The sequence below is a fragment of the Metabacillus indicus genome (genome assembly GCF_046603695.1).
Lineage (GTDB): Bacteria > Bacillota > Bacilli > Bacillales > Bacillaceae > Bacillus_P > Bacillus_P indicus.
On the sequence record NZ_CP176757.1, the window covers coordinates 3,874,001 to 3,888,748 of the forward strand.

The window sequence follows — 14,748 nt, forward strand, 5'->3', positions numbered from 1 at the left end:
GTTAGGAGGAGCGTTCAATGTCCAATAAAATTAGAAGAAAAATTCATTTTTTTCATTTTGAATTTTTAGAGAGTAATCCTGGTTCCAATGCATTTATTCAACACTCTAAACCGATGGACACTATTAAAGAAATATCCCAGTTTCAATTTTTAGGAGAAAGAGCAGATTCAAGATTTAAATATCATTCGAATGGCGATGTAACTTTTTTAATAGATGCACATATAGACAGTGAAGTAATTAAAGGTAAATTCGCTATTTCAAGAAGAAGTGCTCTTCCAGAATTAGAAACCGGGGGACAATTGAAACCCTTAGATATTCCGATTAATAGTGGTTTAGCTGAAATTACTCATTTTATTTACTTTCCTAAACAAAAAGTAATTGGTGTAGAATTTAACTTTTATGGTCCTAGGGCTAGCAGCTTAAAGAATTATCTTTTAGAAAAAAGTAACTTATGTAGCATGCCTTTTGAATACATAGAATTAAATCCAATTCTTAATCAAGATCTTGATGTGACCTTACAAGATGTAGGGGAAGTAAATTTATTTACAATGGAAATATCCAGAAATGAGTTAGGGGTAGTAAATGAATTAAATCAAGATTTGCATAGTGCTTTTGAAGCTGCAGCAAAAGTGTCTGAAGATGCTGAATCAGTAGAAGTAATTTTACGTAAGAAAAAGTACTCTAGAGGTGGATTTAGGTTTCCGCTTTCCAAGAATAAACTTAAAGAATTCCTCTCAATAGGCGACAACAGACAAGCAATAAACAGACTTAAAATTAATGCCGAATCTCGATCGGAAGAAAATAATAAAACCTTTGATTTGTTGGAGGATAAGATGATTACTTCCAAAAAAGTCACTTCCATAGGGGGAAGAAGTAGGTCGGTAGATTCAAATAGTATGTTCGATAAAATTGAAGAGGCGTTTACTGAACTATCCCCAAATTTCAATTCGGAAAGCTGAGAAAGTATGTTTAAAATTTATAGAAGACACTTTTTGAAGATAGAACTTAGTTTATCAATTATATTGATACTAATAACAATTTTAATCGTTGGGAAATCGATAGGTTTTGATCATTTTACCGAGATGTTAGTAAGCATAAGAGCCACTTTGTATGGAACAATTGCAGCTGTAGCAGGTGCATTACTAGGGTTCGTTATCACAGGATTATCAGTTTTACTAACAGCTAATTCTACACCTCAATTGGATATGTTGCGAAAGAGCAAGCACTATAAAACAATCTTTAAAGTATTTTTTAGTACAAGTAGATTTCTAGGATTATTGCTTCTGTTTGCATTAGTTGGTTTAATTTTTGATAAAGATACGCATCCAATCTTAGTTTTGACTTACCTAACTTGCTGGGGGGTTATTATTGTTACCTTTAGAATTCTACGTTGCTTATGGGTATTAGAAAAAATTGTTGATTTATATATTCATAAAGAATTCTAGAATGAATTCGGCTTAGCGAGTTCAATTTTTATCAAGCAAAACAACAATGACGCTTAATAAAAGCGTCTATTTTTAATAAATGACCAGCCAGATCAATCCGGCCGGCCAAAGTGTGTGGGTAAACGGGGCATTCCTTGATTCTCTGTCTGTGAGGGAGGTGCAGCCTGTTCTTTACTGCGGCTGGGTTTGCTGCAGCTGCTGCGGTTTTTCGGTAACGGCCAGTTCGCGGGTTTGTCCGCCCATGAAGCGGACGGAATCGGCTACGACTTCGGTGACGTAGACGCGCTTGCCTTCTGAGTTTTCGTAGTTGCGGGTTTGAATGCGGCCGGAGACGCCGACGATGGAGCCTTTACGGCAGTAGTTTGCCGTGTTTTCTGCGGTTTTTCTCCAGAGGGTGCAGTTGACGAAGTCTGCTTCCATGACACCTGATGCGTTCTTAAAGGTGCGGTTGACTGCAAGTGTGATGTTGGCGACGGGGGCACCGTCTGCTGTGTAGCGCATTTCCGGATCTTTCGTTAAGCGTCCGACGAGCACAACTGAATTGATCACGTGATTCCTCCTTTCCTTAGCTTGCATGACCATTGTAACGGGTTTTTGAGCCAAGGAAAAATCGTGAAAATCAGATTTTGCCGGGAGATAATGAAGTTTTTACTTTAGGAAAATATCGTTTTGAATTGGATTAAGCGTCATTCATTTCGCATATAGCTATTTTTTATGAAGCTGAAAAAGATAGGATTGCTGATCACTGCCTGAAAATGTGATGCTTTGGAGAATGGTTTGAAAGGCCTTTGATGTCATGAGCTGTTCTTCGACAGGTTCCTGTTCATAGCGGTTTGTTTCATTCGTCCACATGTATGAGTGGATGGATAGGTGATTTTTAAATAAGTCCAATAGAATTCGGACCATTTGCTGCTTGTTTTGTGCTTCATAGAGAATTTCTACTGCGGATTCCCTGTTGACCTGAAAATGGTGGTGCTTTACTTTTCCGCAGGTGATTTCCCCTACTCTAAGTGTCATCGGCATGTCAGCCGGTCCCTCCCGCACAAATCCTCCTGATGCCTGAAGGTCTTTCACTGAAATGGTTTTAAGTTTGAAGGTTTCCACTGATCATCCTCTTTTCTTAAATGTTTACTATTCCAAAATAGCAAATGATAAAGAGTTTGAAAAACTCACATAATGGGTATATTTACTTATTTATTGTCAAAAAGTGTCATACATCTCTTTCATACTCGGTTATCCTCCTCTAGAAATGGTTTTCCTCCCTTTTTCTGTATATTCGGGCTTGTGTTCAGTTTTCGCACATTCATTCTTTTGCCCGTAAACTGAACAGTGGCGCCGGACCAGCTACTTTACGATATGAGTAAAGTGCTTGAAACACGGAAATGAAGGTGCTCCTGATGAAAGAACTGGAAACACTGAAGAAGAACATGAAATTCTACAGGCAGGAATACGGCTGGTCGCAGGAGGATCTGGCTGCGCGGATGAACGTGTCCCGCTCGGTTGTGTCGCGCCTTGAGACAGGGGAACAGGCACCAGAGCTCAATTATCTGATTTCACTTAGCAACGCGTTTGAAGTCAGCATCGATCAGCTGCTTGGCCGTGAAGATATTGAAAATACGATCCTGCATGAGGTTTATGAGCGGTATGAAACGAAGCACCAGCTATCTGAGATTGTAGAATATTTAGTAAAAACGCCTCAGATGCTTGAACAGCTCGAACGCCTGATGCTGATGAAATCCAAGAACCGGAAGCATGCGGAGAACGTCATTGTGCATGCGATTCAGGAGATACAGAAGATAATTGAATAATTCGGCTCATCCCTTCCTTTGGTGTCCCGCTCCCCTCGTATGGTATAATGTAACAATAACCATATGAGAACGATAAACTGGACCAAGGAGGGTGTTTATGAAAACGTTTAGACTTGTGGGACTGACAATTGAACTTGAGGGAGAAAACGGTGTAAGCTTTGACGAGATTTCCCTATCGGACGGACTGATTATCAACAAAGAAGACGGCGAAAATCATTGGATGATCGAAGCGCTGCTTCCGAAAGATCAGAATGAATACTTTGAATTGCTGTCAAAGCAGCAGGATGAACTCCGCCTCTATGTCACCATATCCAAAAAAACGAACAAGCCCGCGGAAATTATGGCAAACATCAAATCCATTATGGTCCTTGAAGAGCATATATCTGTTTTATTTGAAGGCCGCATGCTCGCCCGAAAATCAAAAAGCGAGCCGGAAAAAGTCCTTGGCGACCTGCTCACCAAAGGCATCCAGGGCGACGAACTCCTCCACGCCTTCAGACAAAAACTCAACGAACAGCGAGAAATCAACACCAAAAAGTCCCCTCAGCCATGAAGGGACTTTTTGTTTTGCCTATTTCATGTCGTTCTTCATATCTTCTTCCATGTGCTTCTCATCTTTTTGCATCTCATCTTCCATCTTGCCTTCATCTTCCTGCATATCCTCTTCCATATCCTGCTCCATGTCGTCTTCCGTCTCTTCCTCAGCCGGAGGCGTCTCGTCGTTCGGCACTTCCTCCTCCATATTGTTATCCTCCGGAGGCGCCGGATCCTGATCATCCTGACATCCCGCTGCAAGCATCATTGCGAGCAGAGATCCTGCTGCTAGCAGGTACCATTTCTTTTTCATGTTGGGTTGCTCCTTTCGTGGTGGTTTGTTCGGGGTTAGGGTGTGTTATTGTGGAGGATTTTATGTGAGTGCGGGCAGAAGATAGGCTCTGTTTCGGTAGGTGCCTGTGTGAGGGAGATTGAGGGAAGCTAAAAGTTTAGAGGCTGAAAAGGTAGAGGATACTTGTAGAAACTCCCTGACTTGTCTGTTTGTAATTGATGTGCCAAGTAAAAGAACATAATCGTCCAGCGTATTAAGATGCGCTGTTTTCGTAAGGCAGCCGCACTTTTTGCATGTCCACATGCCGCTGATCTTTCGCATCGGTATGGCGCTGCAAGATGTAGGGAACATGAAGGTTTTTCAGCTTTTTTGAAAGCTTGACGAGTTCTTTTTGGGCTATGAGCGGTTCCCTGTAACGTGTTCTAAGGAGGGTAATCTTCTCTTCAAGAGCGGCGGCGTGAATGACCGTCTTGACGACTATATCGGAGTAGGCGGGGATAGATTTGATGATGGTTGCAGGGTTGCTGATAACAACAAAAGAGTGAACCGGAATCCTGTATAGTTTCGCCCAGCTTTCCAGATAATGCGCTTGCCGTTTCACCTGAACAATCGGACACGAAAACGCCTCTTCCTTCCCGTTCAAGGTACGGATCAGCTGCCCGAACGGCTGATCAAAGCATAGTGTGCCGCTCATGTTCTTTACTTCCAGGATGACAAAGAATACAGGTGTAAGAATCTGTATATCCATTTGGTAAAATGAACTGTTCTGCTGCATTCTTATATCATATAAGACAAGAAATTCCTTGCTCAGCATCGGAGCCAAGTGATAGCCCACTGACTGCTCTCCTCGGTAGCCTGCCATCCTTCTGGCATATTCGTCCTCCACCCTGCGTCTTTCCCTGTGATGACTGGGCAGCCTTCTCAACAATGCCTCAAGCTTCCTGAGCCTAATTGACGGCTGCAATTCTTTTACGATCAACTTATCACTCCTTCGTTGAGTATTCACTTGTAGCAGTTCTCTGTTATGTTTGATAATCCTCTCTTCAGGTGAAACATTTTTGGTCGGTTTCCGGACTATACTTTGCCTTTTGCTTGATACTCAGTCTTTGTTACTTGCCTAAATGCCTCTTTTTCTTGATAAAGCAGACCCTTTACTTGCTGCAAACAGCTATTTACTTGAAAACTTCCAGACGCCTCCTAAATTCCAGTGTTATAACTACATATTCGCTCACTGCTCGAAGACGGTTTTGGGCATTCGGATCTTCAAAATTGGTTCGCGGCCAACACTTCGTCCTTTACTTGCCACTCAGCGTGGAATACTTGCCAAAATGCCTCTTTTTCTTGAAAAAGCAGACCCTTTACTTGCCGCAATCCGTTGTTTACTTGAAAACTTCCAGACGTCTCCTAAATCCCAGTGTTATAACTACGTATTCGCTCACTGCTCGAAGACGCTTTTGGGCATTCTGATCTTCAAAATTGGTTCGCGGCCAACACTTCGTTCTTTACTTGCCTCTCGGCGCGGAATACTTGCCTAAATACCTCTTTTTCTTGAAAAACTGACCCTTTACTTGCTGCAAACAGCTATTTACTTGAAATTTTCCAGACGCCTCCTAAATTACAGTGTTCAAACTACGTATATGATTCCTGCTCGAAGACGCTTTTGGGCATTCCGATCTTCAAAGTTGGTTCGTGGGCCACACTTCGTCCTTTACTTGCCACTCAGCGCGGAATACTTGCCTAAATACCTCTTTTTCTTGAAAAAGCAGACCCTTTACTTGCCGCAATCCGTTGTTTACTTGAAATATCCCAGCTGCCTCCTAATTTAGGCGAACAAAAAAACGACCCCACCCAGGATCGTCCTTCAAACCACTATTCTTTTTTCTCACCCAATGCAAACATCAGCTCAGTTTCACATACTACTTCACCGTTCACAGTAGCAACGCCTTTTCCTTTGCCGAGGGAGCCGCGTAGGCGGATGATTTCGACTTCAAGGCGGAGCTGGTCGCCTGGTGTGACTTGCTTTTTGAAGCGGCAGTTGTCGATGCCTGCGAAGAATGCGAGGCGGCCGCGGTTTTCTTCTTTGATAAGCATGGCGACGGCGCCTACCTGGGCCAGTGCTTCTACGATCAGGACACCCGGCATGACAGGGTATTCCGGGAAGTGTCCGTTGAAGAATTCTTCGTTTGCCGTTACGTTTTTGATTCCGATGGCGCGCTTGCCTTCATCGACTTCGAGGACTTTGTCCACAAGCAGGAACGGGTAGCGGTGTGGAATGATTTCTTTGATTTGATTGATGTCGAGCATTTTTAGGACCTCCTCCTAGTACAACCTAATAGTTCTATTATACACAAAAAGGAGGGGTTCGCCCTCCTTATTTTTCGGATTCTTTTTCGACCAGGTCGATGACGTGCTGCCACGTCTGTTTATCGAAGACATCTGATGGTTTTCCGTCGCCGAGTACACCGTATCCAATCATCGCGCCGCTGGTGACAGCAATGGCCATGAAAAGAAGCAAAAGAATAATGCGCAGCCAGATCGGAATCAGCCTGATTCTGATTTTAGGACTTTTTTCGCTCTTTTCTTCGCTTTTCTTGTTCTGTTTCACATGTTCACGAGACTGTTCGTTTGCACTCACTGTAAAAAACCCCTTATCTGACGCTATTGATTAACCCGAGCATTTGATCGCCCATGGTGATTGATTTTGAGTTCAGTTGATAAGACCGCTGCGCAATCATGAGGTCGGTCATTTCTTTTGACAGATCGACGTTGGACATTTCAAGGGCACCCTGTTTGATGCCGACTTGTTCCGGTTCCAGGAAGGCAACCGTTCCATTTGGAGCGATCTCTTTTAAAGCGTACCGATTTCCGCCCTGTTTTTCAAGCATTGTTTGCTGGGTAATTCCTACAATTCCAAGCTGAACCGTTTCTCCGGACGGATTTGCAGTCAATCTGCCGCCAGCTGATACGGTACTGTTTTTAAAAGAAGCATCCAAAAAAATCGGATTCTGATTCACATCTAAAACAGCGTGCCCCTCAGAAGTGACAAGCTGAAGACGTCCGTCTTGAGCCGGATTCAGATACAGTGCTCCATCTCTTGTATACTGAATTTCCCCGCCTGCTTCTACCTGCAGAAATTGTCCAGGCTTAGTCAGCGCAAAATCAAGCTCGCGGCCGGTTGTCTTAATACCTCCTTGTGAAAAGGCAGTCTGAGCCGTCAGCACCGCACCTGATCCGGAGCGCACACCAAGAGGAGTCGATCTCCCATCAAGGCTGTCATGCGGATCTCCATTATTCATTTGCTGATGCAGCAGATCAGAAAAGCCGGTTGTCGTGCGTTTATAGCCCTGAGTGTCGATGTTGGCCATGTTGTTTCCAATCAGGTCAAGCTGCTGCTGCAGCTGACCGAGTGTGTTTGATGCGGTGATCATAGATCGCAGCATACTTTTCCTCCTATCTGACTCTGCCGATTTCGTTGACGGCTTTGTCCATGCTTCTGTCGTAGGCCTGAAGCACTTTCTGGTTCGCTTCAAAGGCGCGGTAAGCGGTCATCATTTCTGTGTAGGATCTTGATACGTCCACATTGGATCCTTCAAGGAAGCCCTGTTTAAGCTGATAGGCAACGTCCGGGTTGCCGGCAGCCGCACCTAGTTCCGTTCCTTCCTCTGTCCGGTATAAACCGTTTCCTTCTTTCACAAGACCTGCTGTATTATCGGAAAAAAAGATACCAATCTGCGACTCTGCCGCACCATTTACTCTGACCGTGCCGTCCGGCAATATCTCAAACTCGTCAGATGCAAGGGCAATCGGCTGTCCGTCCGTTCCAAGCACAGGATTGCCTGCAAGGGAGAGCTGTCCGTTCTCGTTTCTTGTAAACTGCCCGTTACGCGTGTAGCGGACCTCGCCGTCCGGAAGCTGCACGCCGAACATCAGCGTGCCGTTTTCAGGCACAGCCGTTTGAAGCAAAGCTATATCTGTATTTAACCCAGTTTCGCGCAGGTCGCCCTGAGCAAACTGGGGAATCATTTCCTGAAGATAGACACCTGTGTTGATTGAGCCGACTTCTTGAGGCAGCTTGTTATCCTGCACTCTTTTCAGAAGCATTTCAGGAAACGCCTTGAGCGCAGCCTGATCTGTTTTATAACCGGGGGTATTGGCGTTTGCAATATTATTGGAGAGCATTTCCGTTCTCCGCTGCTGGGCGAGCATTCCCGCCGATGCAGTATAAAAGCCTCTTAGCATCGTTCCACCTCTTAAGAGTATTTAGGCAATTTTCTCTATTTTTCATTATAGCGGAGTTCACAGCTCCGCACAGTATAAATTTGTAAATCACATAAAGTTATGCTGCTACACTCTTAAAATCGGCTGGGAGGGCGAAAGGTTTAGGGGAATAGGTGAAAATGTTCTGTCTCCATAGTGATATAATCTGTTTATCTTATACATTGGGAGGACTGAAAAAATGAAGGATTCAGGAACCATTTTATCTGAAGTGAAATCTGATCCATCGCTTGAAAAAATGATACAAGATAGCAAAGAAGATTATACAAAAGGAAATACTTCTACAACAGCAGAACTGATCGACTTTCTAAGAAACAAAAAACACCAGCCCAAAGACTGATGTTTCTCACACATTATACAATTTTGCGTCTAGTCAGACGGTCAACGTTATCAAGCATGATGCCTGTGCCGATTGCTACACAGTCCATTGGGTTTTCTGCTATTAAGACAGGAACCTTTAATTCTTCTGCCATTAACTGATCAAGGCCGTTCAGGAGGGCTCCGCCGCCTGTTAAGATAATGCCGCGGTCAATGATGTCCGCAGAAAGTTCAGGCGGAGTGCGCTCAAGTACGCTTTTAGCCGTTTGAACGATGAGGGCTACTGATTCGCGCAGTGCGCCTTCAACCTCTTCAGAGTTGACTGTAATGGTTCTTGGCAGACCTGACACCATGTCACGTCCGCGAATAGCGATTTCCTCGTTGCGTGCGCCTGGGAATACTGTCGCGACTTGCGTTTTGATATCCTCAGCCGTACGTTCACCAATCAAGAGCTTGTACTCTTTTTTGATGTAGTTCAAAATTTCCATGTCGAACTTGTCCCCAGCCATCTTAATAGAAGAGGCGGTGACAATATCGCCCATTGAAAGAACTGCGACATCCGTCGTTCCACCGCCAATATCTACAACCATATTTCCGCTAGGCTGAAAAATATCCATACCGGCGCCGATAGCGGCAACCTTTGGCTCTTCTTCAAGAAATACGTCTTTTCCGCCGCTTTTTTCAGCAGCTTCCTTGATGGCTTTCTGTTCAACAGAGGTAATGTTCGTCGGACAGCAAATAAGCATCCGGGGTTTCGTAAATAAACCCTTTACATTTAATTTGTTGATGAAGTGCTTGAGCATCGCTTCTGTTACTTCAAAATCCGCGATGACCCCGTCTTTCAATGGACGGATCGCAACAATATTCCCAGGAGTACGTCCAACCATTCTTCTGGCTTCCTCGCCAACAGCAAGAACCTTGCCAGTATTCTTATCCAGTGCAACTACAGACGGCTCGTTCAGAACGATGCCTTTTCCTTTTACATGAATTAGTACATTTGCAGTACCAAGGTCAATTCCAATATCCCTTGCAAACATTCTTTCCATATCCTCCTTGCAATCTGATCCCAGCATTTCCTACTTTGTGCCCTAATTACATATTGTATCACAATTTACTAAAAAAAGGTTGAAATTGTAAAAGGTTTTGTAGGGATTTGTCGAAATTGCAAGAAAGACAGGCAGAATTCTTATTTCACAGGCTCTTCTTGTAAAATATCCTCTTTCCGGTACTTCAGCTTCGTCGCTTCCCCGCCCCTTAAATGACGGATGGATTTATGATAATCAAGAATTTCTTTTACTTCATTCGCAAGCTCTGGATTGATTTCAGGCAGCCTTTCGGTTAAATCCTTATGGACAGTACTTTTAGAAACGCCAAATTCCTTCGCAATCACGCGAACAGTTTTCTTCGTCTCCACGATATACTTTCCAATCTTGATAGTACGTTCTTTGATGTAATCGTGCACACCACTCGACCTCCCTAAAATGGATGTGAGAAGTGTGAAATGAGACTCGCACCAAGACGCAGCTGCGCCTATGTATAAAACTTACGATCCCTCACCTCAGACACTCTCTTTGTTAGGTTTGTAACATTTTATTAGCTTGGTTGAAGATATATGCTAAAAAGTCAAGAGGGACAAGGGATTTGTGCGAATTTTTTTATAATTTGTGTTTTGAGGCACTTTGAAATTGTATTTTAGGGCTCTGGCGGAGTGGGTATTTCCAAAGAAATTTGTCGAGGTTTTGAAAAGGGCACATTTATGAAGGATGCGCGTTGTTGTTTAGTAGACGTCTGGAAATTTTCTAGTAAACTGCTGTTTCCGGCAATTAACGGTTCTGCTTTTTCAAGTAAAAGGGGTATTCCGGCAAGTATTCCGCTTATTGGCAAGTAAACGTCCTGGATTGCCCTCACAACTCGTTTTCATGCGTTTGAATGCACAAAAACCCTCTTCGAGCAGGACACATGTTTAAAGGGTGCACAACGCCATTTAGGAGGCGTCTGGAAATTTTCTAGTAAACTGCTGGTTGCGGCAAGTAACGGATCTAGTTTTTCAAGTAACAGAGGTATTCCGGCAAGTATTCCGCGCGGTGAGGCATGTAAACGACCTGAATTGCCCGCACAACCCGTTTGCAAGGGTTTGAATGCACAAAACATTCTTCGAGCAGGACACATGTATAAAGAATGCACGCTGCCATTTAGGAGGCATCCGGAAATTTTCTAGTAAAATGCTATCTGCAGCAAGTAACAGATCTGCTTTTTCTAGAAAAAGAGGTATGCCGGCAACTAAACGCCAAGTATCTAAAAACAAACAAAAAAATAGTCTATCCCTAAGCGGATAGACAATCTATAGAGTGATGCTTATTATGCGTTTTTTGTGCTGATTGAAGCTTCGGACTGCTCGTCAGAGTTGCCTTTTTCTTTGCCCTCTTTACCAGCGTCTTCTTTTTCTTTGCCTTCTTCAGAACCTTTTTCATCTTCGGTTCCTTTTTCAGCATCTTCAGTGCCTTTTTCTTCTTCAGCACCTTTTTCTTCTTCAGCGCCCTTTTCTTCCTCAGCGCCTTTTTCTGCGTCTTCAGTACCTTCTTCTTCTTTAGCAGGTGCTTCTTTTTCAGCGTTGATTTCGTTCAATGCTGAAACTGGCTTATCCATGTAATCAACTGGATTTACTGCTGTACCGTCTTTGCGGATTTCAAAGTGAACGTGTACGCCATCTTCTTCGTGGATCAGGCTTTTTCCAGCTTGTCCGAGGATTTCGTTTTGCTCGACTTCGTCACCGGCTGCGACAGTCATGCTTGATAATGATTGGTAAACTGTAGTTACGCCGTCTTTGTGCTCGATTTCAATGACATTTCCGAGTAATGGGTCTTTTTCAGCTTTTGTAACTGTACCGCTTAGAGCAGCTGCGACATCGAATTCCTTGCCGTCTTCTCTTGCCAGGTCAATTCCTTTGCTAGGCTCGTACGTATTATTATAGGAAACGAGTGCTGCTTCTTGCTCTTCTGCTGTTGCATCTGCTTCATAGAAGCTGCGGATGACAGATACTGCATCTGCATCGGCTACCGGCATTGCGAAGTTTTCTACTGCTGAGTTCACTTCACGTGTCGGCTCATCCTGATACGATGTTCCATAATCACTTGGATCGTTTGCTGAGTTACCATTACCGATTGACTGGTACCATAACACGGCTGTCAAAATCAATGCTGCACTGACTAAGTAGATTGCTGGGAATACCCAACGCTTTCTGAAAAATTGTTGCATTTTTGAGTTTTGAGAAGTACGTTTAGTTTCTTCCTCTCTCATTTTATCATCACCTCAGCAATCATTCTGAACAGAATTCTGAAAATATATACATCCGCAGCTAAAAATTTCAAATAGTTATTTTTTGCTGCGGATTATAAAATTATGTATGGATTCTAAAATTTTTTCTGCACACGTGGTATACTATTTTCCATCAGCACGCTAAAGGAGCACGTTAATGAAGAAGCCGTTTTTTAAATGGGCGCTCACGATTGCCCCCATTCTCTATATGATCCTGATTTGGATTCTTTCAAGCCTCCCGGCGGATGCCATCATTAAGACGCCATTTTCGTTTGACCGCTTAATGAAGGAATCGCTTCACTTAATTGAATTCGGGATTCTCTACTGGCTCATCGCGCTGGCGTTTGCCGCAAACGGACGATGGACTGCAAAGGCAAGTATCCTCGCAGCCGCAATCTCCATTCTGTACGGGGCTACTGATGAAATTCACCAGTACTTTGTTCCGTACCGCTCCGCGACCGTGATTGATCTGGTCAAGGATGCCATTGGTGTACTTGTGTCTTTCTACATAATGAAGGTAACGTATTTTGCAGAGCGCCCTTCGTTTATTACCTCTCTTTTTAAAAAGTTAAATGATTCGGAGTGATCATCTATGAGTTTTCCTATTCGAAAAGCTGTCCGCAGCGACTTGCCTGCCATCGTTGAGATCTACAACTCGACAATCCAAAGCAGAGCGGTGACAGCAGACCTGACTCCGGTTACGGTTGCCGACCGTGAAGCCTGGTTCAACAACCACACGGACATGCGCCCGATATGGGTGATGACGGATGAAGACAAAGTGGTGGCATGGCTCAGCTTTGAATCCTTCCACGGACGGGCTGCCTACCAATATACCGCTGAAGTCAGCATCTATATTGATCAAAACGTGCGCGGAAAAGGCATCGGCACAACGTTTTTACAGGCTGCACTCGATGCATGCCCTGAGCTCGGCATCAAAACCCTGCTAGGACTTGTATTCGGGCACAACGAAGCGAGCCTGCGCCTGTTCAAGCGCTTCGGCTTTGAACAGTGGGCGAACATGCCGCGTGTTGCGGAGCTCGATGGAGTGGAGCGCGATTTAGTGATAGTAGGGAAACGAGTGGTTCAATAGGAAAACGCGCCTTTGGAGGGCGCGTTTTTTGTCTCCTTTTAGTTAAAAATCAGTGCAAAAACCCGCAGGACCCCTCCCGCGGGCAAAAACTCAATTTTTGGCTGTGTACAGGGCAATAAACGGTTCGGCGCTGCCGACTTTGGCGCCCTGGTAGTAGTAGCTGACGATGTCTTTGTACTTTTTGCCGTCCTGGGCCATGAAGTTGGCGCCGTATTGGCTCATGCCGACGCCGTGGCCGAAGCCTTTTGTGGTGATGACCACCTGGTCGCCTTTGAGCTGCCAGGCGAAGTCGCTTGAGCGGAGGCCGAGTTTTTCGCGGATTTCGCGGCCGCTGAGCTTTTTGCCGTTGAAGTCGACCTGGGCAACCCGTTTGCCGGACGTGCGCTCAATCACTTTGCCGACTTCTCCTCCCGAACCGAGCTTCACTCCGAGTTTTTTCTCAAAGTCACGTACGCTGATGACCGTTTGGTCGTGATATTTAGGGGATTTTTCATCCCACGGACTTTCTACGCTTTTTAAGTAAGGCAGGGCTGCCGTCCAGTATTCATCCGAGTTTTCGGTGTAGCCGTTGCTGGTCGAGAAAAAGGAGGCGTCGATCGGCTTATTATCATAAGTCAGGATTTGGCCCTGAGTGGATGCCACCGCATTGTAGATCTTTGTCATTTTCCAGTTATAATCCTTGCCCCACTGTTTTTTCAGCTGGTCGTTGTTTTTGTAAACCTGATGGGAGGTTGTGTCACTGACGACCGCTCCTTCAGGAACCTTCGGCAGCTTATCAAACATCATCTGCTTCACCACATACGTCCTCGCTGCGAGCGCCTGCGCCTTCAACGCTTCTTCTTCAAAATCAGCCGGCATTTCCGAGGCGACTACGCCGATGACATATTCTTCGAGCGGAATGTTTTCAATTTTCTCCGAGCTGCTTCGGTACACTGGTACATCGATCATGGATTTTCCAAGCATAAGCTGTTCACCCTTTTTGTTTTGAAGGTCTTCTGATAGTTCTCCGCTTGATGGATCGTTCATAAAGGGGGCTACGAGGAGTGTTGGGATCATTAATATGATGAGAAATAATCCGGCGAGTACTAAAACGATTGGTTTCAAAGATTTCATCTGGGCCTCCATATCCGATATGTCGTTTACCGTCTCTGTTCAATTCTATGGAGGTGGACAACCGTTTATGACTCCAAACATTGGAAAGTTCACGCACTTCTCTTATTCATTTCGGCATGCCGCGGCGATTTCCTTCGACAATCTCAGCGCTCTTTTTCACGATGAAAAGAACGAGTATGGCAGCAAGCGTCCCGGTTAGATCATAGAGCATATCGACGATTCTGCCGCTGCGGTTTGTGTACAGCTGAAGAAATTCTGATGAAACCGCAAGAAAGAGAGCCCAAAGAAGAGCCGTGCGCATACGATACAGAAACGCCATGATCAGTGTGAAAAAGAAGAAGTACAGCGCGTGTCCCGTCTTGGAAAATACATAAAATGTGCTTTGCCAATCGATATCCGCGGTCATCAGCAAATCTGAATAATCAGGATTGCTCCTGAAGATAAATCCGATATAGTCCCCAGTCAGAAGCGACTGCAGATCGCTCGTAAATGAAAACAATGAAAATGCGGTAATCAGGCAGCATGCAATGAAAAATTTCATTTCTTTCCCTCCTCCGC

20 protein-coding genes are annotated in these 14,748 nt (G+C 44.5%); 7 read left to right on the forward strand and 13 right to left on the reverse strand.

Annotation, left to right across the window (positions count from 1 at the left end; translation table 11 throughout):
* Positions 1-17 precede the first annotated feature (17 nt).
* Together ACK1LH_RS19680 and ACK1LH_RS19685 are read left to right on the forward strand one after the other, a co-directional pair.
* Positions 18-959 carry a hypothetical protein gene (locus tag ACK1LH_RS19680; protein WP_203289125.1) on the forward strand — a complete coding sequence of 314 codons (942 nt, stop codon included), beginning with the start codon at positions 18-20 and terminating at the stop codon, positions 957-959.
* A gap of 33 nt (positions 960-992) precedes the next feature.
* Entirely contained in the window at positions 993-1,445 is a 453-nt protein-coding gene (locus ACK1LH_RS19685) for a DUF2613 domain-containing protein (RefSeq protein ID WP_203289126.1), read from the forward strand.
* A 171-nt stretch (positions 1,446-1,616) separates the two neighbouring features.
* Here ACK1LH_RS19685 and ssb read toward each other — a convergent pair whose 3' ends face one another.
* Positions 1,617-1,994 carry a single-stranded DNA-binding protein gene (ssb, locus tag ACK1LH_RS19690; protein ID WP_203289127.1) on the reverse strand — a complete coding sequence of 126 codons (378 nt, stop codon included), beginning with the start codon at positions 1,992-1,994 and terminating at the stop codon, positions 1,617-1,619.
* Positions 1,995-2,150: 156 nt separating this feature from the next.
* Positions 2,151-2,549, reverse strand: a complete 399-nt coding sequence (locus ACK1LH_RS19695) for a hypothetical protein (RefSeq protein ID WP_203289128.1) — start codon at positions 2,547-2,549, stop codon at positions 2,151-2,153.
* Between the two features lie 293 nt (positions 2,550-2,842).
* Between ACK1LH_RS19695 and ACK1LH_RS19700 the strand changes: the two genes are divergently transcribed.
* Together ACK1LH_RS19700 and ACK1LH_RS19705 are read left to right on the forward strand one after the other, a co-directional pair.
* Complete coding sequence (locus ACK1LH_RS19700; protein ID WP_203289129.1) at positions 2,843-3,253, forward strand: helix-turn-helix domain-containing protein; 411 nt, start codon at positions 2,843-2,845, stop codon at positions 3,251-3,253.
* Positions 3,254-3,350: 97 nt separating this feature from the next.
* Positions 3,351-3,806: a YwpF family protein gene (locus ACK1LH_RS19705; protein WP_203289130.1), complete on the forward strand. Its 456-nt coding sequence runs from the start codon at positions 3,351-3,353 to the stop codon at positions 3,804-3,806.
* 18 nt (positions 3,807-3,824) lie between these two features.
* Here the strand turns inward: ACK1LH_RS19705 and ACK1LH_RS19710 are convergent, their stop codons facing one another.
* From ACK1LH_RS19710 to ACK1LH_RS19735, 6 genes are all read right to left on the reverse strand, one after another.
* Complete coding sequence (locus ACK1LH_RS19710; RefSeq protein ID WP_029284941.1) at positions 3,825-4,100, reverse strand: hypothetical protein; 276 nt, start codon at positions 4,098-4,100, stop codon at positions 3,825-3,827.
* Between the two features lie 232 nt (positions 4,101-4,332).
* Positions 4,333-5,058 (reverse strand): nuclease-related domain-containing protein, encoded by a 726-nt coding sequence (locus tag ACK1LH_RS19715; RefSeq protein ID WP_411334092.1) that lies wholly within the window; start codon positions 5,056-5,058, stop codon positions 4,333-4,335.
* A gap of 890 nt (positions 5,059-5,948) precedes the next feature.
* Positions 5,949-6,383, reverse strand: coding sequence for a 3-hydroxyacyl-ACP dehydratase FabZ (gene fabZ / locus ACK1LH_RS19720; RefSeq protein WP_203289131.1), 435 nt, complete (start codon positions 6,381-6,383; stop codon positions 5,949-5,951).
* Between the two features lie 67 nt (positions 6,384-6,450).
* On the reverse strand, positions 6,451-6,684 hold the full coding sequence (locus ACK1LH_RS19725) for a DNA-directed RNA polymerase subunit beta (RefSeq protein WP_411334094.1): 234 nt from the start codon (positions 6,682-6,684) through the stop codon (positions 6,451-6,453).
* Positions 6,685-6,727: 43 nt separating this feature from the next.
* Positions 6,728-7,519 (reverse strand): flagellar hook-basal body protein, encoded by a 792-nt coding sequence (locus ACK1LH_RS19730; protein ID WP_411334096.1) that lies wholly within the window; start codon positions 7,517-7,519, stop codon positions 6,728-6,730.
* A gap of 10 nt (positions 7,520-7,529) precedes the next feature.
* Entirely contained in the window at positions 7,530-8,318 is a 789-nt protein-coding gene (locus ACK1LH_RS19735) for a flagellar hook-basal body protein (protein WP_411334098.1), read from the reverse strand.
* 217 nt (positions 8,319-8,535) lie between these two features.
* Between ACK1LH_RS19735 and ACK1LH_RS19740 the strand changes: the two genes are divergently transcribed.
* Positions 8,536-8,694, forward strand: coding sequence for a hypothetical protein (locus ACK1LH_RS19740; RefSeq protein ID WP_411334099.1), 159 nt, complete (start codon positions 8,536-8,538; stop codon positions 8,692-8,694).
* A 13-nt stretch (positions 8,695-8,707) separates the two neighbouring features.
* Here ACK1LH_RS19740 and ACK1LH_RS19745 read toward each other — a convergent pair whose 3' ends face one another.
* The 3 genes from ACK1LH_RS19745 to ACK1LH_RS19755 form a co-directional block, all read right to left on the reverse strand.
* Positions 8,708-9,709 carry a rod shape-determining protein gene (locus ACK1LH_RS19745; protein WP_029284955.1) on the reverse strand — a complete coding sequence of 334 codons (1,002 nt, stop codon included), beginning with the start codon at positions 9,707-9,709 and terminating at the stop codon, positions 8,708-8,710.
* 149 nt (positions 9,710-9,858) lie between these two features.
* A complete protein-coding gene (gene spoIIID / locus ACK1LH_RS19750; protein ID WP_029284957.1) occupies positions 9,859-10,134 on the reverse strand; it encodes a sporulation transcriptional regulator SpoIIID in 276 nt (91 codons plus the stop codon).
* A gap of 896 nt (positions 10,135-11,030) precedes the next feature.
* Positions 11,031-11,969 carry a peptidoglycan DD-metalloendopeptidase family protein gene (locus ACK1LH_RS19755; RefSeq protein ID WP_411334101.1) on the reverse strand — a complete coding sequence of 313 codons (939 nt, stop codon included), beginning with the start codon at positions 11,967-11,969 and terminating at the stop codon, positions 11,031-11,033.
* Between the two features lie 175 nt (positions 11,970-12,144).
* Here ACK1LH_RS19755 and ACK1LH_RS19760 point away from each other — a divergent pair, with 175 nt between their 5' ends.
* Together ACK1LH_RS19760 and ACK1LH_RS19765 are read left to right on the forward strand one after the other, a co-directional pair.
* Positions 12,145-12,573: a VanZ family protein gene (locus ACK1LH_RS19760; RefSeq protein WP_411334103.1), complete on the forward strand. Its 429-nt coding sequence runs from the start codon at positions 12,145-12,147 to the stop codon at positions 12,571-12,573.
* 6 nt (positions 12,574-12,579) lie between these two features.
* Positions 12,580-13,077 (forward strand): N-acetyltransferase family protein, encoded by a 498-nt coding sequence (locus tag ACK1LH_RS19765; protein ID WP_320154832.1) that lies wholly within the window; start codon positions 12,580-12,582, stop codon positions 13,075-13,077.
* Positions 13,078-13,167: 90 nt separating this feature from the next.
* On the opposite strand, the gene spoIID is transcribed toward ACK1LH_RS19765, so the two are convergent.
* Complete coding sequence (gene spoIID, locus ACK1LH_RS19770) at positions 13,168-14,190, reverse strand: stage II sporulation protein D (protein WP_411334105.1); 1,023 nt, start codon at positions 14,188-14,190, stop codon at positions 13,168-13,170.
* Between the two features lie 106 nt (positions 14,191-14,296).
* Entirely contained in the window at positions 14,297-14,731 is a 435-nt protein-coding gene (locus tag ACK1LH_RS19775; RefSeq protein ID WP_411334107.1) for a VanZ family protein, read from the reverse strand.
* Positions 14,732-14,748 lie beyond the last annotated feature (17 nt).

Bases quoted from the DNA above. Each gene is read 5' to 3' on its own strand.
- ACK1LH_RS19680 (WP_203289125.1), top strand. From the start codon at position 18: ATGTCCAATAAAATTAGAAGAAAAATTCATTTTTTTCATTTTGAATTT.
- ACK1LH_RS19700 (WP_203289129.1), top strand. From the start codon at position 2,843: ATGAAAGAACTGGAAACACTGAAGAAGAACATGAAATTCTACAGGCAG.
- ACK1LH_RS19705 (WP_203289130.1), top strand. From the start codon at position 3,351: ATGAAAACGTTTAGACTTGTGGGACTGACAATTGAACTTGAGGGAGAA.
- ACK1LH_RS19710 (WP_029284941.1), bottom strand. From the start codon at position 4,100: ATGAAAAAGAAATGGTACCTGCTAGCAGCAGGATCTCTGCTCGCAATG.
- fabZ (WP_203289131.1), bottom strand. From the start codon at position 6,383: ATGCTCGACATCAATCAAATCAAAGAAATCATTCCACACCGCTACCCG.
- ACK1LH_RS19730 (WP_411334096.1), bottom strand. From the start codon at position 7,519: ATGCTGCGATCTATGATCACCGCATCAAACACACTCGGTCAGCTGCAG.
- ACK1LH_RS19735 (WP_411334098.1), bottom strand. From the start codon at position 8,318: ATGCTAAGAGGCTTTTATACTGCATCGGCGGGAATGCTCGCCCAGCAG.
- ACK1LH_RS19740 (WP_411334099.1), top strand. From the start codon at position 8,536: ATGAAGGATTCAGGAACCATTTTATCTGAAGTGAAATCTGATCCATCG.
- ACK1LH_RS19745 (WP_029284955.1), bottom strand. From the start codon at position 9,709: ATGTTTGCAAGGGATATTGGAATTGACCTTGGTACTGCAAATGTACTA.
- ACK1LH_RS19755 (WP_411334101.1), bottom strand. From the start codon at position 11,969: ATGAGAGAGGAAGAAACTAAACGTACTTCTCAAAACTCAAAAATGCAA.
- ACK1LH_RS19760 (WP_411334103.1), top strand. From the start codon at position 12,145: ATGAAGAAGCCGTTTTTTAAATGGGCGCTCACGATTGCCCCCATTCTC.
- ACK1LH_RS19765 (WP_320154832.1), top strand. From the start codon at position 12,580: ATGAGTTTTCCTATTCGAAAAGCTGTCCGCAGCGACTTGCCTGCCATC.
- spoIID (WP_411334105.1), bottom strand. From the start codon at position 14,190: ATGAAATCTTTGAAACCAATCGTTTTAGTACTCGCCGGATTATTTCTC.
- ACK1LH_RS19775 (WP_411334107.1), bottom strand. From the start codon at position 14,731: ATGAAATTTTTCATTGCATGCTGCCTGATTACCGCATTTTCATTGTTT.